The organism is Ruegeria sp. AP7, from assembly GCF_056539905.1.
This window is the reverse complement of sequence record NZ_JBQFVT010000006.1, coordinates 1-19,887: the sequence shown is the minus strand read 5'-3', so window position 1 is coordinate 19,887 and position 19,887 is coordinate 1. Positions and strand designations below refer to the sequence as shown.

General features: G+C 57.2%; 21 protein-coding genes. 6 read left to right on the top strand and 15 right to left on the bottom strand.

The annotated features are described in order from the left end of the window. Positions 1–160 precede the first annotated feature (160 nt). The 4 genes from rlmN to ACR0KN_RS12535 form a co-directional block, all read right to left on the bottom strand. Positions 161–1,348 carry a dual-specificity RNA methyltransferase RlmN gene (rlmN, locus tag ACR0KN_RS12550; protein WP_480653937.1) on the bottom strand — a complete coding sequence of 396 codons (1,188 nt, stop codon included), beginning with the start codon at positions 1,346–1,348 and terminating at the stop codon, positions 161–163. Between the two features lie 77 nt (positions 1,349–1,425). Further along, complete coding sequence (locus ACR0KN_RS12545; RefSeq protein ID WP_480653935.1) at positions 1,426–1,803, bottom strand: lysozyme inhibitor LprI family protein; 378 nt, start codon at positions 1,801–1,803, stop codon at positions 1,426–1,428. 100 nt (positions 1,804–1,903) lie between these two features. Further along, positions 1,904–2,074 (bottom strand): hypothetical protein, encoded by a 171-nt coding sequence (locus ACR0KN_RS12540; protein WP_170545394.1) that lies wholly within the window; start codon positions 2,072–2,074, stop codon positions 1,904–1,906. A 176-nt stretch (positions 2,075–2,250) separates the two neighbouring features. Next, positions 2,251–2,784 (bottom strand): invasion associated locus B family protein, encoded by a 534-nt coding sequence (locus tag ACR0KN_RS12535; RefSeq protein WP_010440673.1) that lies wholly within the window; start codon positions 2,782–2,784, stop codon positions 2,251–2,253. A gap of 179 nt (positions 2,785–2,963) precedes the next feature. Here ACR0KN_RS12535 and ACR0KN_RS12530 point away from each other — a divergent pair, with 179 nt between their 5' ends. Then, on the top strand, positions 2,964–3,962 hold the full coding sequence (locus ACR0KN_RS12530) for an asparaginase (RefSeq protein WP_480653932.1): 999 nt from the start codon (positions 2,964–2,966) through the stop codon (positions 3,960–3,962). Between the two features lie 2 nt (positions 3,963–3,964). Here the strand turns inward: ACR0KN_RS12530 and ACR0KN_RS12525 are convergent, their stop codons facing one another. From ACR0KN_RS12525 to ACR0KN_RS12515, 3 genes are read right to left on the bottom strand one after another with little or no spacing between them, the layout of a single operon-like run. Continuing rightward, a complete protein-coding gene (locus ACR0KN_RS12525) occupies positions 3,965–4,285 on the bottom strand; it encodes a YciI family protein (protein ID WP_480653930.1) in 321 nt (106 codons plus the stop codon). A 22-nt stretch (positions 4,286–4,307) separates the two neighbouring features. After that, entirely contained in the window at positions 4,308–4,736 is a 429-nt protein-coding gene (locus ACR0KN_RS12520) for an SRPBCC family protein (protein ID WP_480653928.1), read from the bottom strand. After that, positions 4,724–5,053, bottom strand: coding sequence for an ArsR/SmtB family transcription factor (locus tag ACR0KN_RS12515; protein ID WP_480653926.1), 330 nt, complete (start codon positions 5,051–5,053; stop codon positions 4,724–4,726). The genes ACR0KN_RS12520 and ACR0KN_RS12515 overlap by 13 nt, the downstream gene beginning before the upstream one ends. A gap of 136 nt (positions 5,054–5,189) precedes the next feature. Between ACR0KN_RS12515 and ACR0KN_RS12510 the strand changes: the two genes are divergently transcribed. Beyond that, complete coding sequence (locus ACR0KN_RS12510; RefSeq protein ID WP_480653924.1) at positions 5,190–5,465, top strand: hypothetical protein; 276 nt, start codon at positions 5,190–5,192, stop codon at positions 5,463–5,465. Between the two features lie 174 nt (positions 5,466–5,639). Further along, a complete protein-coding gene (locus tag ACR0KN_RS12505) occupies positions 5,640–6,017 on the top strand; it encodes a hypothetical protein (RefSeq protein ID WP_480653922.1) in 378 nt (125 codons plus the stop codon). Positions 6,018–6,047: 30 nt separating this feature from the next. Here the strand turns inward: ACR0KN_RS12505 and serB are convergent, their stop codons facing one another. From serB to hutI, 5 genes are all read right to left on the bottom strand, one after another. Continuing rightward, the gene (gene serB / locus ACR0KN_RS12500) at positions 6,048–6,923 is read right to left on the bottom strand and encodes a phosphoserine phosphatase SerB (protein ID WP_480653920.1); all 876 of its coding nucleotides are present in this window, start codon (positions 6,921–6,923) and stop codon (positions 6,048–6,050) included. Positions 6,924–6,991: 68 nt separating this feature from the next. After that, positions 6,992–8,674 (bottom strand): urocanate hydratase, encoded by a 1,683-nt coding sequence (gene hutU, locus ACR0KN_RS12495; RefSeq protein ID WP_170780896.1) that lies wholly within the window; start codon positions 8,672–8,674, stop codon positions 6,992–6,994. 1 nt (position 8,675) lies between these two features. After that, a complete protein-coding gene (hutG, locus tag ACR0KN_RS12490) occupies positions 8,676–9,467 on the bottom strand; it encodes an N-formylglutamate deformylase (RefSeq protein ID WP_480653918.1) in 792 nt (263 codons plus the stop codon). Next, positions 9,467–11,002 (bottom strand): histidine ammonia-lyase, encoded by a 1,536-nt coding sequence (gene hutH / locus ACR0KN_RS12485; protein ID WP_480653916.1) that lies wholly within the window; start codon positions 11,000–11,002, stop codon positions 9,467–9,469. Before hutH ends, hutG begins: the two co-directional genes overlap by 1 nt. Continuing rightward, complete coding sequence (gene hutI, locus ACR0KN_RS12480) at positions 10,999–12,204, bottom strand: imidazolonepropionase (protein ID WP_480653914.1); 1,206 nt, start codon at positions 12,202–12,204, stop codon at positions 10,999–11,001. Before hutI ends, hutH begins: the two co-directional genes overlap by 4 nt. Before the next feature lie 81 nt (positions 12,205–12,285). Between hutI and ACR0KN_RS12475 the strand changes: the two genes are divergently transcribed. The 3 genes from ACR0KN_RS12475 (at position 12,286) to ACR0KN_RS12465 (ending at position 15,934) form a co-directional block, all read left to right on the top strand. Continuing rightward, the gene (locus ACR0KN_RS12475) at positions 12,286–13,641 is read left to right on the top strand and encodes a formimidoylglutamate deiminase (protein ID WP_480653912.1); all 1,356 of its coding nucleotides are present in this window, start codon (positions 12,286–12,288) and stop codon (positions 13,639–13,641) included. Between the two features lie 3 nt (positions 13,642–13,644). Then, positions 13,645–14,349: a GntR family transcriptional regulator gene (locus ACR0KN_RS12470; RefSeq protein ID WP_480653910.1), complete on the top strand. Its 705-nt coding sequence runs from the start codon at positions 13,645–13,647 to the stop codon at positions 14,347–14,349. 67 nt (positions 14,350–14,416) lie between these two features. Then, positions 14,417–15,934: a malonate--CoA ligase gene (locus ACR0KN_RS12465; protein WP_480653908.1), complete on the top strand. Its 1,518-nt coding sequence runs from the start codon at positions 14,417–14,419 to the stop codon at positions 15,932–15,934. Between the two features lie 3 nt (positions 15,935–15,937). Here the strand turns inward: ACR0KN_RS12465 and ACR0KN_RS12460 are convergent, their stop codons facing one another. From ACR0KN_RS12460 to ACR0KN_RS12450, 3 genes are all read right to left on the bottom strand, one after another. Continuing rightward, positions 15,938–16,666 carry a metallophosphoesterase family protein gene (locus tag ACR0KN_RS12460; RefSeq protein WP_480653906.1) on the bottom strand — a complete coding sequence of 243 codons (729 nt, stop codon included), beginning with the start codon at positions 16,664–16,666 and terminating at the stop codon, positions 15,938–15,940. Between the two features lie 124 nt (positions 16,667–16,790). Continuing rightward, a complete protein-coding gene (serA, locus tag ACR0KN_RS12455; protein ID WP_480653904.1) occupies positions 16,791–18,386 on the bottom strand; it encodes a phosphoglycerate dehydrogenase in 1,596 nt (531 codons plus the stop codon). Between the two features lie 57 nt (positions 18,387–18,443). After that, positions 18,444–19,598: a phosphoserine transaminase gene (locus ACR0KN_RS12450; protein ID WP_480653902.1), complete on the bottom strand. Its 1,155-nt coding sequence runs from the start codon at positions 19,596–19,598 to the stop codon at positions 18,444–18,446. Positions 19,599–19,887 lie beyond the last annotated feature (289 nt).

Sequence of the window (19,887 nt, the reverse complement as noted above, 5' to 3'; positions counted from 1 at the left end):
CTTAAATAGTGTTGCTAGCACCGCCCCAGCAACTTCACCACTTTGTGTTTGCTAGTGCCCCCCCAACCAGAGCAGATGCCCTTTAAACATAGCAAATTCTGAATGCCAAAACAGCATTCAATTTATTAAGTTTATCGTAGTGGCGGACAATCTGCGGAATCTAGCGGTTCAGGCCAGCCTCGGCCTCAATCTGCTTGCGCGATTTTCGGGCGCGTTCGGTGGCCGATTTCAACTGCCCGCAGGCAGCCATGATATCCTCACCGCGCGTTTTGCGGATGGGTGAGGCATAACCCGCCTGATAAATGATATTGGCAAAGGCGCGGATACGGTTGTTCGAGCTACGCTTGTAAGGCGCGCCGGGCCATTCGTTGAACGGAATCAGGTTGATCTTGGCCGGAATCTTATGGCGCTTGATATGCTCGATCAGTCGATGCGCGTCCTCATCACTATCGTTCACGCCATCCAGCATCACGTATTCAAACGTAATCCGCTCGGAGTTCGAGGCATTGGGGTAGCTGGCCAGTGCCTGCAGCAGCTCTTCGATGTTCCAGCGCTTGTTGATTGGCACCAGCACGTCGCGGGTTTCATCGGTTGTGGCGTGGAACGAGATCGCCAATAGGCAGCCAATTTCCTTGGCGGTACGTTCAATTTCAGGCACCACACCCGAAGTCGACAGGGTAATACGTCGGCGCGACAGAGAAATTCCTTCGGGGTCCATGGCAATCTTCATCGCGTCACGGACATTTTCAAAATTATAGAGCGGCTCGCCCATACCCATTAGCACGATATTCGACAACAGCCGTGTCTCGTCCTTGGGGGCACCGGGTGTCGGCCATTCCTCAAGATCGTCCCGCGCCATCATGACCTGCCCGACGATCTCTGCCGCGGTCAGATTGCGCACCAGTTTCTGTGTACCCGTATGACAGAATGAGCAGGTCAGTGTGCAGCCGACCTGAGACGAGATGCACAGCGTACCGCGATCTTCTTCGGGGATGTAGACGACCTCTACTTCGTGCCCTCCCGCGATGCGACACAGGTATTTGCGTGTGCCGTCCTCGGACACCTGACGGGTCACGACTTCGGGGATTTCGATTACGAAATTCTCGGCAAGTTGTGCCCGATAAGCTTTGGCGAGGTTGGTCATCTCACCAAAATCGCGCACACCCCATTGATAGATCCACTGCCAGATCTGGCCCGTGCGCATCTTAGCCTGCTTTCCCGGTGTACCATGCTCAATCAGCACATCGCGCAGTTGATCACGGGTGAGGCCAACAAGGTTCACTTTCCCCTCGGGCAATTTGCGGGGGATGGTCATGACATCTTGAGTGATCGGCGCTTTGGGCGACATGTGGCTATCTCAATGGATTCTGGCTTGGGATGCGCCTCTATATAGGAACGCGCACAAAGATCAAAAGAAATCGTGCATCAATTTGCATAGCGCAGCAATTCGTCAACACGTGCCCGCCCAAGATCAACGCGGCACGCAGTTATGGCAATGCCGGTGCCTGATCCACCACCAAATGACGCACCCACCGCTTCGCACTGTGCATCGCGATAAGCTGTCCACGCGTTTTGCGATGCCTCCAGCGCGGGCGTGGCGACAGCGCGACCGGTGACGTCATCCAGTTCTTTTGCAGCGCCAAGTGCCAAGGAATAGCTGGAGTCTATCGCGGCATTCACGCGCGTTTCCATGTCCGAAACACAAGACCCAATCTCAACCTGCGATCCGGCGTCGATACACTCCATTGTTGGGTCCGCAACTGCGGACATGGGAAACAGCAGAAAAACAATAGCCCATCGCATCCGTCGATCCTCCTGACAGAGACACCTGTCTATCACAGATCAAAACCCACGCCCAATCAAGTTGGACCGCCAAGGCAGAAACCTCAGCGGTCCATTTTTGTCAGTTTACTGCAGGTGGGATGTAGCAATCTTCTGCATCCAGAGTTTTTACGGGATCTTCCGGTCCACATTGCTCACCCGTAATTGGATAAGTTTCCGCTTCCTTCTCGCATCCTGCAAGGATCACCGCAGACGCCACCAAAAGCGCGGACAGATATTTGTTTGGATTCATTGCCAACTCCTCAAATTGATCTAAACTAATTAGTTCAGAAATTTGAGAAGTCGGCTTTGACACGGATCAAAAACACATTCCGACGTTGAGTAAATTTCCAATAAAACCAAAAGATCTACCCATACGTAGAAAACCCCGTCGGATAGTGGGGCTTCAAGGTCCTATCTGTATGCACATCAGTTCGTGCAGCGCTTTTCAGCGTCTTCGATCGCGGCCGTGAAACCCAGCAATGAGAACGTATCTTTGGTCTGTGTTCCACGTTCCGAACGGGCAGTCAGCACGGCTTCGCTTCCGCGCTTCATAGCCGTGACGATCTTGGCATCGTCCGAGGCGGTTGCAGGCCACGCCCATTCGCCATCCGTGAACAGTTCGAATTCGCTGCCATCGACAAGTAGATTGACAGTCGATCCAGAGGCAAACGGATAGCCGCCGGTAAAGGTCACTTGCCCTTTGACCTCAGCATTTGGGCGGTAGAACACAAACAGCAGGATATCGCTGCGCCGCACGGAAACGACGCGGCCACCGCGTGTGTTCACTGTTTCCTTGGGCGCGGAAACGCTCCAGCATTCGGTGGGGTCTTCTTCGACGAACACGCTCCAATCGGTCTTTGCCGCGACGCGGTTCGTACTGGTCGCCTGCTGAGCAATTGCCGTTGTCGCCATTCCTGCCATACACAGGCCCGCGATCACGCGAACGAGCTTTAGTCCCATCTGTCCAGCCTCCTAGCCCGACCTAATACCTCATACCCATCGGACATGCGTGCGAACCCTGCCGGTTCGTCTGTTCAGTTGCGTATTCCGATGATTGTCGACATACACACACTAACGCAGGTTTCGCCACAGGCGAAAGGGCGATTGGCAGATTTTTGCGCATGATTTATGGGGTGGACATGACACAAGCCGTACCGATGACAGAACTCTGGCGCGGATCGCTATTAGAGAGCCTGCATCTGGGTCACGCAGTGATCTGTGACGATAGTGGTCAGATCGTGCGCAGTTGGGGGGATCCGAACGCGATAATCTATCCCCGATCCTCGGCCAAAATGATCCAGGCCCTGCCGTTGATCACCTCAGGTGCGGCGGCGAAATACGGTTTGAACAGCGAACATCTGGCACTGGCCTGTGCCTCGCATAACGGGGCGCATATCCATACCGATCGCGTGTCCGCATGGCTCGATCACCTCGGCCTGTCCGAGCCCGATCTGCGCTGCGGTCCGCAGGAACCCGCTGACATGGCAGCCCGAGACGGACTGATCCTGGCGGACGATACGCCCTGCCAGATACACAACAATTGTTCAGGCAAGCATTGCGGGTTCCTGACTTTGGCCCAGCATATGGGCGCCGGGCCCGAATATCTTGAAATCGATCACCCGGTTCAGCAGGCCTGCCTGTCTGCAATCGAAGAGACCACAGGTGAGACGAGCCCAACCTTTGGGATCGATGGCTGTTCAGCCCCGAATTTTGCGACATCCCTAGTGGGACTTGCGCGATCAATGGCATGGTTTGCGTCAGCCGCTGACCGGTCAGACCGCTCCAGCGAAGCAGCATCGCAGCTTACGGCGGCGATGGTGAAGCACCCCGAACTTGTCGCCGGAGAAACACGCGCCTGTACCGAATTAATGCGCGCGATGCATGGTCGTGTGGCGATCAAAACAGGGGCCGAAGCCGTCTTTGTCGCCATCATTCCCGAGAAGAGAATGGGTGTTGCGCTGAAAATCACGGACGGCACGACCCGCGCCAGCGAATGCGCCATCGCGGCCATTCTGGTAAACTTGGGCGTGTTGGCGGCCGATCACCCGGCCACCCGCAAATTCATGAACGCCACGCAATACAGCCGTCGCGGCTTGGAATGCGGCGTGATCAAGCCTGCGCCAGGATTCCCCGGCTAGGGCTACATCTCGATCTCGTGCACCTCGGCCACTTCGACCGAGCCTGATCCGTTCACAACCATCGGGCAGCCCTTTGCCATTACGGTTGCGGCTTCGATGCTATCAGCCTTTACAACCGTGAAACCCGAGGCCGGGTTGGCGCCGCCATTGTTTTCGACCCCGCCACTGCTGACCGTATAGGATTGACCCACGGGGTTTCCGGGAATCTCAAGCGAACCGCCAATGTCCTGAAACCAGGCACCCCAAGCGGCCATGGTCGCCTCGACCTCAGCGGGATCGGTTGGGGTGTGGCCCCCGTGATAAACAAACAAATATTGGGGCATATCGCTCCTCCCTGATGAAAACCTATGTGCAAAGGGCTTCGAGCTTGCGCAGCGAAGACGTCCAGCCTTCGTTGTGGTTCGTGGCCGACTCGGCATCGACAAGCTCGCGATGATCGACCACCAGCCGTGATCCGCTGTCGGTTGCGGAAACCGAAAAGGTCACATGGCTTTCGGCACCGCGCTGATCCTGATCGTCGTGCCATGCCCATGTAAATCCAACCGATTTTGGCCGATCGATATGGGTGACGTGCCCCGAAACCTTGAATTGCTGGCCCTCGCCATTCCGCATCACCGAATACCACGGACCAATGCGCGAAAAATCGAGATCATGTTCCGGCACATGCAGACCCTCAGGCCCCCACCACTGCAGCAGCTTTGCGCCATCGCTAACCCATGCGAACAGGTCCTCGGGGCTGACGGGAAAATCTCGTTCCAGTTTCAGGTCGGCCATGAGTTCTCCCTTTCAATGAGTTCGCCCAAACGGTCGAGACTGCTTTCCCAGAATTGTCGTTTTGAAATCGTCCACTCGGCAATCGCACGCAGCCCCTCGGGCTGCACCGAATACATCCGCTGCGTGCCGTGCACCCGCAGTTGCACCAGCCCGGCCTCGCGCAGGACCTTCAGGTGACGCGAGATCGCAGCCCCTGACATGCCCTTGCCTTCAATCAGGTCGCCGACGGGCAGTTCGCCTTCGTCCATCAGTTGCTCGACAATCGAGAACCGAGTGGCATCAGACAAGGCGGAGAATGCGGTCAGCAGTGGCGTCATAAATCTACTATTTAATTTTTTGGTTAAATAATCAAGTGGCTGGTCTATTCGATTGGGTTTCGCTGATAAACCCGTAGCTTGCACCGGAAGATTCCACGACTTATTGCTTAGGAAAGAGTGGAGTTAAGAAACCAATATGGCGACCGTCAGATTTCTTCTTTCAACGGGTCGAACATCGACACAAAATCTGGCGTCGATGCTGGCAGATTCATTGCCTCAAGTTACCGTTGAGCATGAAGGAATCGGCCCGGATTATCATTCCAGAAGGGTATTCCGTCGCCCAAGGAATTACTTTGGCGTTCTTGGCAAACATGTGCAGATCCAGCGCAAGCTGATCGAGATTGAAGATCTGCTTGCGGAAGACAAAAGCTACATCGATGTAGGTTGGACAAGTTACGCATGGCTGCCCTAATTTGCGGCGCGTTTTGGTGAATCTCTGCGATTTGCGCATCTAGTTCGAAATCCATTTAGTGTCGCCGCGTCTCACGCCACCCATGGGATATTTGTTCCAAATGTCTCCAGAGGTAGGCGTACGGAAAGAATAGCTGCAATTCATCCGAACGACCCAACTGTCTATCACAAGGATGTGGCTGAGAATGCTGAGACCTTCTCGCCATTCGAGAAAAACTTGTTCAATTGGCTTGAGATCAACCAATTCGCTTTAGAACAGCACGATGTGCCAGGATTTTCGGGAATTTATAAGTTTGAGGACCTATACGCAGCTAACGATCCAAAGTTGAAATTATTTCTAAACAGGTTCGCTGGTCCGGCCCAGTACAACGTTTCGTCACCGCCTGTAGATAAAGTACAGCGAATCCTGCGAACAGATATTGGAGAGATTCAAGAGCCGCTTCTGAACGCGGTACTAAACTTGGCCATCAAACTTGGTTATTCGACCACCGAACTTGAAGCATTTTGGGACCCGGTAGCGTTGCAGCAAAATTACTCTGCACGCAGGCTTTGAGCAACCAAATTGAAAGGTGAATATACGCGATCAGTAGCGATGAGACGCCTTAGCATATCCCTGCAAAAATAACAGAGCAGTCAGATCACCGTGATTGATGCGCACGTCGCATTCCGCTGCAACAGAGGGCTTGGCGTGCAGCGCAACACCCGTTCCGGCCCGGCTCAACATGCCAAGATCATTGGCCCCATCGCCAACGGCGATTGCATCACTTTCTGAAATGCCAAGGCTGGCCGTGATCTGCTCCAATGCCTCGATTTTGGCCTGTCGCCCCAGTATGGGCCGCCTCACGTCGCCGGTAAGCTTGCCATCCTCTGCCAGCAATGTATTCGCCCGGTTCTCATCGAACCCAAGATCTTCGGCGACTTTGGCCGTAAAGGCCGTGAACCCGCCCGACACAAGTGCTGCGTAGACACCATTCGCGCGCATCGTGGCAAGTAAGGCCTTACCGCCGGGCATCAGTGTGATCCGTTCATCCAGAACCTTGCCTATCACGCTTTCATCCAGCCCTTTCAATAGGCCGACGCGCTCGGTCAGCGCACCTTCGAAATCCAGTTCGCCATTCATCGCGCGCGCGGTAATGTCCTTGACGCGATCGCCCACCCCGGCCTCATCAGCCAGTTCGTCGATGCATTCCTGTTGGATCATGGTGCTGTCCATATCAGCCAGCAGCATCTTTTTCCGGCGACCTTCGGCATTTTGCACGACCAGATCCACGCCCATCTGTTGCAAATCGGCCCATACGTCCCAGCGATTATCGGGAATTTCTGGAAGGGAAAACTCGGCCGCCTCATCAGGGCTGAGCCAGCTTGCCTCGCCCCCGCCCCAAGCATTCCGCAACGACTCGACCAGTGTTGCCTCTAGCGAAGGGGTCGCCGGGTTGGTCAGCAGAGTAGCTATGTACATGTCAGGCCTCCGGTTTGCGCACCTGCGAGATATCGCAGGTGCAGCATTATCACCAGAGGCAGTTTGATCTAGCCCAGAATACCCGGCAGTCGCAGCCCATGTTCGCGGGCGCAGTCTTTGGCGATCTCGTACCCCGCATCCGCGTGGCGCCACACCCCCGAGGCGGGATCGTTCCACAACACCCGCTCCAGGCGCCGTGCGGCATCTTCGGTGCCATCTGCACAGATCACCACACCTGCATGCTGACTAAAGCCCATACCCACGCCGCCGCCATGATGCAACGAGACCCATGTGGCACCGCTTGCCGTATTGATCAGAGCGTTCAGCAGCGGCCAGTCCGATACCGCGTCCGAGCCGTCCAGCATTGCTTCGGTCTCGCGGTTCGGGCTGGCGACAGAGCCCGAGTCCAGATGATCTCGGCCAATGACAACCGGCGCTTTCAGCTCACCATTGGCCACCATTTCGTTGAACGCCAATCCGGCGCGATGGCGATCCCCGAGACCGATCCAGCAGATACGCGCCGGAAGGCCTTGAAACGCGATGCGTTCTTGCGCCATGTCGAGCCAGCGATGCAGGTGTTCGTTCTCGGGGAATAGCTCCTTCATCTTGGCGTCGGTCTTGTAGATATCCTCAGGATCACCCGACAATGCACACCAGCGGAACGGACCAATGCCTTTGCAGAACAACGGGCGAATATAAGCGGGGACAAATCCTGGGAACGCAAAGGCATTCTCAAGACCTTCGTCCTGCGCCACCTGCCGGATGTTGTTGCCATAGTCGAGCGTCGGGACGCCCGCATTCCAGAAGTCGACCATCGCAGCGACATGCTGCTTCATCGACGCGCGGGCAGCCTTTTCAACCGACTTAGGATCAGTCTCTCGCTTGTCCTTCCACTGTGCCATGCTCCAGCCGATGGGCAGGTATCCATTGATCGGGTCATGGGCGCTGGTCTGGTCAGTGACGATATCAGGGCGCATTCCACCGGCCTGCATCCGTGCGTAAATCTCGGGGAACACCTCAGCCGCGTTCCCCAGCAGACCCACAGACTTCGCCTCGCCCGCCTTGGTCCAGCGGTCGATCATCTCAAGCGCTTCGTCCAGCGTTTCGGCTTTTTCGTCGAGGTACTTGGTGCGCAGGCGGAAATCGATCGAATCCGGATTGCACTCAACCGCCAGACAACTGGCCCCGGCAAACACCGCTGCCAGAGGCTGCGCGCCACCCATGCCGCCCAGACCACCGGTTAGAATCCACTTGCCGGTCAGGTCACCGCCATAGTGCTGACGGCCGGCCTCGGCAAAAGTCTCATAGGTGCCCTGAACGATGCCCTGCGTACCGATATAGATCCACGACCCAGCCGTCATCTGGCCGTACATCATCAAGCCCTTCTTATCGAGCTCGTTGAAGTGATCCCAATTGGCCCAATGCGGCACGATGTTTGAGTTGGCGATTAGAACGCGCGGTGCATCTTTGTGAGTACGGATGATCGCCACTGGTTTGCCCGACTGCACAATCAGGGTTTCGTCTTCTTCGAGATCCTTCAGCCCTGCGACGATCCGGTCGAAATCGTTCCATGTCCGCGCCGCCCTACCGATGCCTCCATAAACCACCAGCTCATGCGGGTTTTCAGCCACGTCCGGATGCAGGTTGTTCATCATCATCCGCAATGGTGCTTCGGTCACCCAGCTTTTTGCGTTCAACTCGGGGCCGGTGGGCGGATAGATATCGCGGGTATTCTTGCGAGGATCGGTCATGTCAAAGCTCCAATGCAGTGTCTTGGATGGCGTCGAGAATATCCACCAACCAGCGACGCAGACGGGTGGCTTTCTTCTCGTCAAACGCCCACGGAGGGGTTTCGGTGGACAGATACGTGGATTGCGCCAGCTCCATCTGGATCGCGTGCAGGCCTTCATTCGGGCGGCCATAGTGGCGGGTCGTCCAACCTCCTCGGAATCGCCCGTTCAGTACGGTGCTGTAGGGGGAGGAATGCGAAAATTCATAGGCCGCAGCCTCAATACCGGGGGCGCAGGTCACACCGCCATCGGTGCCGATGTTCATATCCGGCAGGGTTCCCTCGAACAGAAACGGGATCTTGCTGCGGATCGAATGGCAGTCAAACAGGATCGCCACCCCGTGTTTTGTCCGCACCCTTTCAAGCTCTTGCTCAAGCGCGTTGTGGTAGGGCGCGTGGTAGGCAATGCGTCGCGATTCAATCTCTTCTGCTGAGGGCTCTTGCCCCTCCACCCAGATCAACTGACCGTCAAAATCGGTCAATGGCACCAATGTTGTCGTATTCTGCCCTGGATATAATGATGCGCCCGCAGGGTCTCGGTTGGCGTCAATGACATAGCGGTGGACATGAGATTGCACGACCGTCGCATTGGCCCGCAGCCCATCGTAGAGCTGATTGATATGCCAATCCGTATCCGCCAGATTTTGCCCGTTCGCGTTCAGTCGCGCGGCAATGTCGTCAGGTACAAACGTGCCGCCATGCGGCTGTCCCAGAACGATAGGTCCATCGCCACGCTGAACGCTGAACACCTGCATCACGACAGCTCCGGCATAGTCAGAGCAGCCGCCTGTAGAACAGCGCCGCTTTCGACCAGCGACTTCGCCGTCTCCAACTCGGGCGCCAGATAGCGATCATCGCCTAGCGACGGGATGTCCTCGCGCAAGCGCCCAACTACACTGTTCAGTGCTTTGCTGGTAGCCAGAGGCGCACGAAACTCGATGCCTTGCGCGGCGCAGAGCAATTCGATCCCCAAAATATAGTTCAGATTATCCACCATCCGGCTCAGCCGCCGCGCCCCGTGGGCAGCCATCGAGACGTGGTCTTCCTGGTTGGCCGATGTGGGCGTGCTGTCTGTCACGCAGGGGTTGGCCAGGTGCTTGTTTTCGCTCATCAGAGCGGCCGTAGTGACCTCGGCGATCATCAGGCCCGAGTTCAACCCTGGCTCTGGCGTCAAGAATGGTGGCAGATCAAAGCTGAGCGCAGGATCGACCATCAGCGCGATCCGACGTTGCGCGATTGCTCCAATTTCGGACAGGGCCAGTGCGATCATATCGGCTGCAAAACCCACCGGCTCAGCGTGGAAGTTCCCGCCCGATACGATGGCATCCGGATCGGTCAGAACCAGTGGGTTGTCGGTGGCCGCGTTGGCCTCGATCACCAGTGTTGCGGCAGCTTGCCGGATTACGTCCATCGCCGCGCCCGTCACCTGTGGCTGGCACCGGATGCAGTATGGATCCTGTACCCGCGTATCCCCTTCGCGATGACTTTCGCGGATTTCAGAGCCGTCCAGTGTGGCCCGCATCGCCGCTGCTGCCTCGATCTGGCCGCGATGCCCGCGCAGCGCGTGGATTTCGGGTTGCAGAGGGGCGGTGGATCCCATGATTGCATCCGTCGTGGCCGCCGATATTACCAGTGCGTTTTGCGCCGAACGCCAGCCTTCGAACAATCCAGCCAGCGCAAAGGCGGTCGAAAATTGCGTCCCGTTGATGAACGCGAGACCTTCCTTTGGGCCAAGTTGAATCGCCTCTAAGCCAACTGTTTTCAAGGCCGCCGCACCCGGCATAACGGAGCCACTTACCTCAGCCTCGCCCTCGCCAATCACAACTGCGGTCATATGGGCCAGCGGCGCAAGATCTCCTGACGCGCCGACCGAACCCTGCGCCGGGATCACGGGCGTCACACCGCGGGCCAGCATTTGTTGCAACAATTCGACAAGCTCCCAGCGAACCCCCGACGCTCCGCGCCCGAAGGACAGCAGCTTGAGCGACATCATCAGCCGTGCCAGACGACGCGGCACCGCAGGGCCCACCCCGCAACAATGGCTGAGGATCAGGTTGCGCTGCAGGGTCGAGGTGTCCTTGGCCGCAATCTTATGGCTCGCCAGCTTACCGAAGCCGGTATTCACGCCATAGACGGGCTCAGTTCCTTCGGCGGCTTGCGCTATACGAGCCGCAGCGGCATCTACCTTGGGTCGGCAGGCATCATCCAGCGATATCGCGGCCTCGGTCCAATAAATCTCGGCCAAGTGATCCAGCGACACCTGGCCCGGAGTGAGCGGTAGGGGAGTCATTCCTCACCTCCAAAAATACGTTTGTGCAGCGGGTTGAAACCGATGCGATAGGACAGTTCGGCCGGATGGGAGATGTCCCAAACAGCGAGATCAGCACGCAAACCGGGTGCGATCATGCCCGCATCATCCAGACCCAAAGCGCGGGCCGCGACGCGGGTGACACCTGCCAGGGCTTCCTCGGGTGTCATGCGAAACAAGGTGCAACCCATGTTCATCGTCAAAAGCAGAGAGGTCAGCGGTGATGACCCCGGATTGCAATCGGTCGCCAGCGCCATTGGCACATTCTGCTGGCGCAACATCTCAACTGGCGGCATCTGCGTCTCGCGCAGCGTGTAGAATGCGCCGGGCAAAAGGACCGCAACCGTTCCGGCGGTGGCCATGGCGGCAACACCGTCGGCGTCCAGATACTCGATATGATCAGCGGACAAAGCCCCGTAGGCTGCCGCCAGCTTTGCCCCGCCGAGGTTAGACAACTGCTCAGCATGCAGCTTCACCGGCAAGCCAAGCTCTTGCGCGACAACAAAAACCCGTTCGATCTGTGTGGGGTCAAAGGCAATGCCTTCGCAGAACCCATCCACCGCGTCCACCAGTCCTTCGGCATGGGCCGCGCGTAGGGTCGGAATGCAAACCTCATCGATATAGGCATCGTCGCGGCCCGCAAATTCCGGCGGAGTGGCGTGTGCGCCCAGAAAGCTGGTGTTAACCCGAACGGGCCGCTCCTGCGCAATCCGGCGCGCGGCACGCAGCATGCGCAGTTCAGATCCGGCATCGAGCCCATAGCCGGATTTCACTTCGATGCAGGACACACCTTCGGCCAACAGCGCATCCACGCGCGGAAGAGCACCTGCAAGCAGTTCATCTTCCGAGGCAGCTCGCGTCCCGTTTACGGTCGACAGGATGCCCCCGCCCGCGCGCGCGATTTCCTCGTAGGTCGCTCCGTTTAGGCGCATCTCGAACTCTACCGCGCGGTTACCGCCGAATACTACATGGGTGTGGGCATCAATCAGCCCGGGCGTGATCAGTCGGTCACCGTAATCAACACGCTGCCATTTAGCATAAGCTGCTGGAACTTCAGATTGACTGCCCACCCAGACGATCTGTGATACTTCGACGGCTATCGCGCCATCCTCTATCATCCCATAGGGCTGGTCGCCCCCCATGGTGGCCACCTGTTTACAGCAAAGAACGGTTTTTTTTGTCATGGCGATTCTTTTGGGCTCCCCCTGCGCTTGATTTTTTCGTATACGGGTAAATACATAAAGTCTACACAAAATGGAATTGCGATGACGGTTCATGCCAAAACGGCCCTGTTAGGCTCTGACTGGGTCAGCGATCTTCGGGTTGAAATCGAACACGGCCGGATCACGAAGCTGGAACACGGGGAAGACGCCCATCCAAGCGACACCTGTGTCGATGTCCTGCTGCCCGCTTTGGCCAACTTGCACAGCCACGCCTTTCAGCGCGCCATGGCCGGTATGACCGAAACCCGCGCTGCCGGGCGCGAAAGCTTTTGGACCTGGCGCACCCTGATGTACCGCTTTCTGGATCGCCTCACCCCAGAGCACATCGAAGCCATCGCTGCACTGGTTTTCATGGAAATGCAGGAGGCCGGGTATGCCTCGGTCGGGGAATTTCACTATGTCCACCACCAACCCGGCGGTGCGCCCTATACGCAGCTTTCCGAGCTGAGCCAGCGCATCTTTTCGGCAGCAAGCCAAACCGGGATTGGCCTGACGCATCTGCCGGTGCTCTACACCTATGGCGGCGTCAAACAAGAGCCGTTGGCAGGTGGTCAGTTACGCTTCAGCAATGATGTGGATCGGTTTTTGCAGCTTACTGAAGAATGCCAACCGCTTCTGCCCCACGCAGATAGTCAGATTGGCATCGCGCCGCATTCCTTGCGCGCGACCTCACCGGATGACCTGCAGCAGGTGCTCAAGGCAACTCCTAACGGCCCGGTGCATATCCATATCTCGGAACAAGTGAAGGAGGTCGCGGATGTCGAGACCGCTCTGGGTCAGCGTCCGGTGGATTGGTTGTTGAACAACGCAGACGTGAACGAGCGCTGGTGCCTGATCCACGCCACCCACATGACCGACGATGAAACCCGCGCCCTCGCCCAATCCGGAGCGGTCGCCGGTCTCTGCCCGATCACCGAGGCCAATCTGGGCGATGGCATCTTCAATGGGGCTGTCTATACCGACGCCGGAGGTGCCTTTGGTGTCGGATCAGACTCGAATGTACGCATTTCACTGCCTGAGGAGTTGCGGACGCTGGAATATTCCCAAAGGTTGCGTGACAAAGCGCGCACGGTTTTGGTGCGCGGCGAAGGATCGGTTGGTCAGGCTCTTTATACCGGGACCGCACGAGGTGGAGCGCAAGCCCTTGGGCGCGCGGCTGGAAATATAGCTGTGGGTCACCTTGCCGATCTGGTAGCAATCGATCGCAGCCACCCAACTCTGTGCAGTCTGCGCGACGATCAGCTGCTTGACGGGCTCTGCTTTGCGGCGCCAGACGGAACTGTGTCCGATTTGTGGTCTGCCGGGCGACATCAAGTGTGCGGCGGGCGGCACATCGCCCGCGATGCGATCCTGATCAATTATCGCGCGGCGATGAGTGACCTGCTGGCGGACGTTTGAATCATGACCCAGACAAGCGATACCACCAGCTACAAAGACATTAAGCAAACCGTCTTGCAACGCATCCGATCCGGCGAATGGCAACCGGATGCCCTGCTTCCCAATGAGCAAGAGCTTGCGGTGGAATTTTCGTGCACCCGCACCACAGTCAACCGTGCGCTGCGGGAATTGGCGGATGAAGGGTTTCTGGAAAGGCGTAGAAAGGCGGGCACCCGGGTTCTCAGCGCCCCGCAGCGTCAGGCACGATTCACCATTCCACTGGTCCGTGATGAGATTGAAGCTGCGGGCGGCTCCTATCGCTATGCGCTGGTATCGCAGGAAACACAGACCGCTCCCGATTGGCTGACGGCTCGTCTGGTCCTGCGCGTGGATCAGCGAGTCATGCATGTGCGATGTATGCATTTTTCCACCAACACACCCTTTCAGTTCGAGGACCGCTGGATCGTGATCGACAGCGTACCGCAAGTGGAACAGGCCAATTTCTCAAGTATCGGACCGAATGACTGGCTGGTGCAAACTGTCCCTTTCACAAATGTCGAGCTGACATTTCTAGCCAGCCGCGCTGACGCCACATTGGCCGGATTTTTGGATGTGTCCGAAGGAGAGCCCGTCTTTACGGCAGAGCGCATCACATGGCTGCAAGGTCAGCCGGTGACCTTCGCCAAAATGTATTTTGCAGCGGGCTACCGGATGACCACCGAATTCTGATTTTCCGGGCTTTACCCCCTGCCATTTACGAGACAGAGTTCCAGCGTCGGATGGAAAGGAAACCGGGATGGGCAACCCGCTTTATGATCGTTTGTTTGGCATTCATGCGGGCAAGGACACGCCGTTTCTGCATCTCGCCGATGGTCAGACACTGACCCATGCCGCGTTTCTGGACACGGCAGCCCGTTTGGCCAATGCGCTGACCGGACTGGAACTGGAACCGGGCGACCGTGTCGCAGTGCAGGTGGAAAAATCCGCCGAAGCACTGGCACTTTATGCCGCCTGCGCGCAAGCCGGGCTGATCTTTCTTCCGCTGAACACCGGCTATACGACGCAAGAGCTGAGCTATTTCATCGAAAACAGCGGCGCATCTCTGGTGGTCTGCGACGCGACCAACGAGGATGGGCTTGCTGATATTGCACAAAAGAACAACGCCCGGTTAGAGACGCTGAACGCGGACGGTTCGGGCAGCCTGACACGGCGTGCCTTAGGGATGCTTCCTGCTTTTGAACCGGTCCGCCGGACCGAGGACGATCTGGCCGCTTTCCTCTATACTTCGGGCACGACGGGACGTTCAAAAGGGGCGATGCTGACGCAAGCCAATCTGCTATCGAACGCGGAGACTCTGGTAAACGAGTGGCGGTTTGCCAACAGCGACGTGCTGCTCCACGCACTTCCGATTTTTCACACCCATGGGCTGTTTGTTGCGACCAATGTCATGCTCGCCTCGGGTGGATCGATGATCTTTCTGCCGAAATTCGATCTGGACGACATGGTGCGCCTGATGCCGCAGGCGACAACGATGATGGGCGTGCCTACCTTCTACACCCGGCTGCTAAGCGACGACCGGTTCACACGTCAGCTGACCCAAGATATGCGGCTGTTTATTTCAGGCTCTGCCCCCTTGCTGGCAGAAACGCATGTCCAATTCGAAGACCGAACGGGCCATCGCATTCTGGAACGCTATGGCATGACCGAAACCAATATGAACACGTCAAACCCCTATGACGGCGAGCGTCGCGCAGGAACCGTTGGATTCCCAATGCCAGATGTCGAATTGAAGGTCACGGACCCTGACACGAGAGAAACACTGCCGGATGGCGAAATCGGTATCATCGAAGTACGCGGCCCGAACGTGTTTCAGGGCTATTGGCAAATGCCCGGTAAGACGGCCGCAGAACTGCGCGAAGACGGGTTCTTCATCACCGGTGATCTGGGGCGGATCGATGAAGATGGCTATGTCCATATCGTCGGGCGCGGGAAAGACCTGATCATCTCGGGCGGGTACAATATTTATCCTAAAGAGATCGAGTTGCTGCTGGATGAACAACCCGGCGTGCTGGAGAGCGCGGTGATCGGCGTACCCCACCCGGATTTTGGAGAAACGCCGGTTGGCATTCTGGTTCCGACCCCCGGTCAGACGCCTGATATCGAAGCGATCATGGATACGATACAGGGTGCTTTGGCCCGTTTTAAACATCCCCGCCAACTGATCCTGCTTAACGAACTGCCGCGCAATACAATGGGCAAGGTGCAAAAAAACATCCTGCGTGACCGCTGCAAAGACCTGTTCACACAGTCCTGATCGTCAGGGCAAAAGCGCGACGCGGCCCGTGTCCGTCAGAAACCAGCAATCCCGACCTTCAAACACCGCAACGCCTACCGGGCGGCCATACCCTGCACCGCTATCCAGATTGATGCGATTACCATAATGCGTCGCCTGATCCACAGGCGTATGTCCATGGACGATAAGCTTCGGATGCGGGCCACGGTGATTGTGAAAGCTCTGCCTGATCCACACCAGATCATTTTCCCGTTGTTCGCTCAGCGGTATTCCGGGCCGGATACCTGCGTGAACAAACGCAAACTCTGGCGTCTGATGCATGGCCACGAGCCCCTGCAGAAACATCCGATGCGCCACAGGAACCGCGCCCCGTGCAATGGCATGTAGATCCTCTAGGCGCGTCTGCTGATCGAAGAACACGTCATAGCTTTGAAGTGTTTCGACACCACCCAACCGCTCGTGCAGCCAATGATACCCCACCAACATATGCGGATCATGACGTGGCACATCCTCCAAAAACCACGAAAACATCCGGTCATGATTGCCCAGCAGGGTGACCCAACGCCTGCCTGCATCACGTCCCGCGATCAAACGGTCGATGACGCCCCTGCTGTCTGGGCCTCGATCGACGTAATCACCCAAAAACACGATTTCGGTGTCCTGACCACCATCGCGCTCGATCAGCGACAATGCGCGGTCAAACTCGTCCACACGCCCGTGCAAATCACCGATTGCGTAGATCGGGTTGGTCATCTGGTTCCCCTCTGGCATCTGCGATTGCTGCACTTCTGACGCAAATACGACTCTTTGAAAAGGCGATGCCCGCGCTTTGCATAAGCCCGGGCATCAATCTGTTTCAGAAATTCAACAGCGACACTCAGGCCACCTCAAACTCCAGTGGCTTGATCTGGGTAAACAAACCGGTTTCCGCCAGCTGCGCGCGCGCTTCAGCCGGAACTGGTTCGTCGACGTATAGCAGCGCGATCGCTTCGCCTCCCGCCTCAGCACGACCAAGGGTAAAGTTCGCGATGTTCACACCATGCGTGCCCATAGTTTGCCCCAAGGCACCGATGATGCCTGGCACATCCTCGTTGGTGGTATAAAGCATGTGGGCGCCAACCTCGGCGTCGATATTGATGCCTTTGATCTGAATAAAGCGCGGCTTGCCGTCACTGAACACGGTTCCCCCGATCGAACGTTCGCGTTTCCCGGTCACGACGGTCACCTTGATATAGCCTTCAAAGGCTCCGGACTTATCCTGATTGGTGGTCGAGATTTGAATCCCCCGCTCTTTGGCCACGACCGGAGCAGAAACCATATTCACCTCGGGGTTGAATTTCTTCATGATTCCAGCGATCACCGAACAGTTCAGCGCCGCCAGGTTCATCTCGGCCGCAACGCCATCATAAAGGATGTTGATCGCCTTGATCGGTTCGTCCGTCATCTGACCAATGAAACTGCCCAAATGGCCAGCCAACTTGATCCATGGCCCCATGACCTTGGCCTCTTCCGCCGTAACGCTTGGCATGTTCAGCGCGTTTTCTACCGCGCCGGTCAGCAGGTAGTTCGAAATTTGCTCGGCCACCTGCAACGCCACGTTCTCCTGCGCTTCGGTCGTTGCAGCGCCAAGGTGAGGTGTGCACACCACATTGGGCAGATTGAACAGCGCGTTCTCTTTGGCAGGCTCCTCGCTGAACACATCAAAAGCAGCCCCGGCGACATGTCCCGACTGCAACGCCTCCGCCAGCGCGTCTTCGTCGACCAAACCGCCGCGCGCGCAGTTGACAATGCGCACACCGGGTTTGGTTTTGGCAAGGTTCTCGCGGCTCAGAATGTTACGAGTCTGGTCGGTCAGCGGCACGTGTAGAGTAATAAAGTCAGCACGCGACAGCAGTTCATCCAGCTCAACCTTTTCCACTCCCATCTGCGCGGCTTTCTCTTCGCCGAGATAGGGATCATAGGCGACAACTTTCATCTTTAGCCCCAGCGCACGCTCGCAAACGATGCCGCCGATATTACCCGCGCCGATCACGCCGAGTGTTTTGTTGGTCAGCTCGATCCCCATGAACTTGGACTTTTCCCACTTGCCCGCATGGGTCGAAGTGCTGGCCTCGGGAATTTGCCGTGCGACCGCGAACATCATCGCAATGGCATGTTCGGCGGTGGTGATCATGTTGCCGAATGGCGTATTCATCACGATCACACCTTTTTTCGACGCCGCATCCTTGTCGATATTATCGGTGCCGATCCCAGCACGGCCAACGACTTTCAGCTTGTCAGCTTTCTCAAGAATGGTTGGCGTGACTTTGGTGGCCGAACGGATGGCGAGGCCGTCATACTGACCGATCACCTCGGCCAATTTGTCTTTGTCCTTACCCAGATCGGGCATGAAATCCACATCAATGCCGCGATCACGGAAGATCTGCACGGCGGTTTCGCTGAGCTTGTCAGATACGAGTACTTTGGGGGCCATATCTTTGGTCCTTGAATTGTATGGAAGCTCCGGGCCTTGGGTGGCCCGGCAATAACATCAGGCAGCTTCAGTCTGCGCCGCGATCTCGGTCTCGAAGGCCCATGCGAGCCATGGCAACATCGCCTCTATATCCGAGGTCTCGACCGTGCCACCGCACCAGATGCGCAAACCCGCAGGGGCATCGCGATAGGCACCAATATCCAGTGCGATGTTTTCGACTTCGAGCCGTTTGGCCACGGCCTTGGCAAAAGCCGAACCATCCTGAATACGCGCGTCGGTAAACTTCAGGCAGACCGAGGTATTGGACCGTGTCGCCGCGTCTTCCGCCAGATTTGCAATCCAGCCATTCTGGTCGCAGAACGCGTGCACTGCGCCAGCATTGGCATCCGCGCGGGCAATCAATCCTTCAAGGCCACCGACGGATCGCGCCCAATCCAGCGCGAAAAGGTAGTCCTCAACCGCAAGCATGGAGGGCGTGTTGATGGTGGCCCCGGTGAAGATGCCTTCGATCAGCTTGCCACCTTTGGTCAGGCGGAAAATCTTGGGCAGGGGCCATGCTGGGGTGTAACTCTCCAAGCGTTCGACCGCACGCGGCGACAGAATCAGCATCCCATGAGCCGCCTCACCACCCAGAACCTTCTGCCAGCTGAACGTGGTCACATCCAGCTTGTCCCAGGGCAAGTCCATCGCAAAGGCCGCCGAGGTCGCGTCACAGATCGTAAGACCCTGACGATCATCGGCAATCCAGTCGCCATTCGGAACCCGCACACCCGAGGTGGTACCGTTCCAAGTAAACACTACATCATTGGCGAAATCGACGGACGCGAGATCGACGATTTGCCCGTAATCGGCAGTTTTCACATCCGCGTCGATTTTCAGCTGCTTGATCACATCGGTCACCCAACCCGCGCCAAAGCTTTCCCAGGCCAGCATCTCGACCTTGCGCTCACCCAGAAGCGACCACAGCGCCATCTCAACCGCACCGGTGTCTGAGGCAGGTACGATGCCGATGCGATAATCCGCTGGAATACCCAGAATCTCGCGCGTGCCTTCAATGGCCGCCTTCAGCTTGTCCTTACCAACAGCAGCACGATGCGAACGGCCCAAGGCCGCATCCGCCAGTTTGGTCAGATCAAATGTGGGGGGTTTGGCACAAGGGCCCGAAGAAAAACGCGGATTGGCCGGCCGCGTCGCCGGTTGTTCGATTGTCATCTGTATTACCCTTCCAGATACACGCCCCTCGTTGGGGAGGGGTGTCCCACGGATAGGGGTATGGCTCCTTCGCACCTGCAGCAAGCGAAAAAGACCCATCGACCGTTAAAAACGACATCTTAAAGGGTATCAAATCGGGACAGAGGTTTCCGATGAGCGAAAAACCCGCCGGTAGTCCGGCGGGTTTTTGTTTGTGTATTACTCTGCGGCTTCTTCGTATTCTGACATTGGTGGGCATGTGCAGATGAGGTTTCTGTCACCGTATGCGTTGTCGACGCGGTTGACGGGG

What these genes read in the sequence shown, in the direction of transcription:
- rlmN (WP_480653937.1), bottom strand. Translation starts at nt 1,348, where the DNA reads ATGTCGCCCAAAGCGCCGATCACTCAAGATGTCATGACCATCCCCCGC.
- ACR0KN_RS12545 (WP_480653935.1), bottom strand. Translation starts at nt 1,803, where the DNA reads ATGCGATGGGCTATTGTTTTTCTGCTGTTTCCCATGTCCGCAGTTGCG.
- ACR0KN_RS12540 (WP_170545394.1), bottom strand. Translation starts at nt 2,074, where the DNA reads ATGAATCCAAACAAATATCTGTCCGCGCTTTTGGTGGCGTCTGCGGTG.
- ACR0KN_RS12535 (WP_010440673.1), bottom strand. Translation starts at nt 2,784, where the DNA reads ATGGGACTAAAGCTCGTTCGCGTGATCGCGGGCCTGTGTATGGCAGGA.
- ACR0KN_RS12530 (WP_480653932.1), top strand. Translation starts at nt 2,964, where the DNA reads ATGACACAAGCCGTACCGATGACAGAACTCTGGCGCGGATCGCTATTA.
- ACR0KN_RS12525 (WP_480653930.1), bottom strand. Translation starts at nt 4,285, where the DNA reads ATGCCCCAATATTTGTTTGTTTATCACGGGGGCCACACCCCAACCGAT.
- ACR0KN_RS12520 (WP_480653928.1), bottom strand. Translation starts at nt 4,736, where the DNA reads ATGGCCGACCTGAAACTGGAACGAGATTTTCCCGTCAGCCCCGAGGAC.
- ACR0KN_RS12515 (WP_480653926.1), bottom strand. Translation starts at nt 5,053, where the DNA reads ATGACGCCACTGCTGACCGCATTCTCCGCCTTGTCTGATGCCACTCGG.
- ACR0KN_RS12510 (WP_480653924.1), top strand. Translation starts at nt 5,190, where the DNA reads ATGGCGACCGTCAGATTTCTTCTTTCAACGGGTCGAACATCGACACAA.
- serB (WP_480653920.1), bottom strand. Translation starts at nt 6,923, where the DNA reads ATGTACATAGCTACTCTGCTGACCAACCCGGCGACCCCTTCGCTAGAG.
- hutU (WP_170780896.1), bottom strand. Translation starts at nt 8,674, where the DNA reads ATGACCGATCCTCGCAAGAATACCCGCGATATCTATCCGCCCACCGGC.
- hutG (WP_480653918.1), bottom strand. Translation starts at nt 9,467, where the DNA reads ATGCAGGTGTTCAGCGTTCAGCGTGGCGATGGACCTATCGTTCTGGGA.
- hutH (WP_480653916.1), bottom strand. Translation starts at nt 11,002, where the DNA reads ATGACTCCCCTACCGCTCACTCCGGGCCAGGTGTCGCTGGATCACTTG.
- hutI (WP_480653914.1), bottom strand. Translation starts at nt 12,204, where the DNA reads ATGACAAAAAAAACCGTTCTTTGCTGTAAACAGGTGGCCACCATGGGG.
- ACR0KN_RS12475 (WP_480653912.1), top strand. Translation starts at nt 12,286, where the DNA reads ATGACGGTTCATGCCAAAACGGCCCTGTTAGGCTCTGACTGGGTCAGC.
- ACR0KN_RS12470 (WP_480653910.1), top strand. Translation starts at nt 13,645, where the DNA reads ATGACCCAGACAAGCGATACCACCAGCTACAAAGACATTAAGCAAACC.
- ACR0KN_RS12465 (WP_480653908.1), top strand. Translation starts at nt 14,417, where the DNA reads ATGGGCAACCCGCTTTATGATCGTTTGTTTGGCATTCATGCGGGCAAG.
- ACR0KN_RS12460 (WP_480653906.1), bottom strand. Translation starts at nt 16,666, where the DNA reads ATGACCAACCCGATCTACGCAATCGGTGATTTGCACGGGCGTGTGGAC.
- serA (WP_480653904.1), bottom strand. Translation starts at nt 18,386, where the DNA reads ATGGCCCCCAAAGTACTCGTATCTGACAAGCTCAGCGAAACCGCCGTG.
- ACR0KN_RS12450 (WP_480653902.1), bottom strand. Translation starts at nt 19,598, where the DNA reads ATGACAATCGAACAACCGGCGACGCGGCCGGCCAATCCGCGTTTTTCT.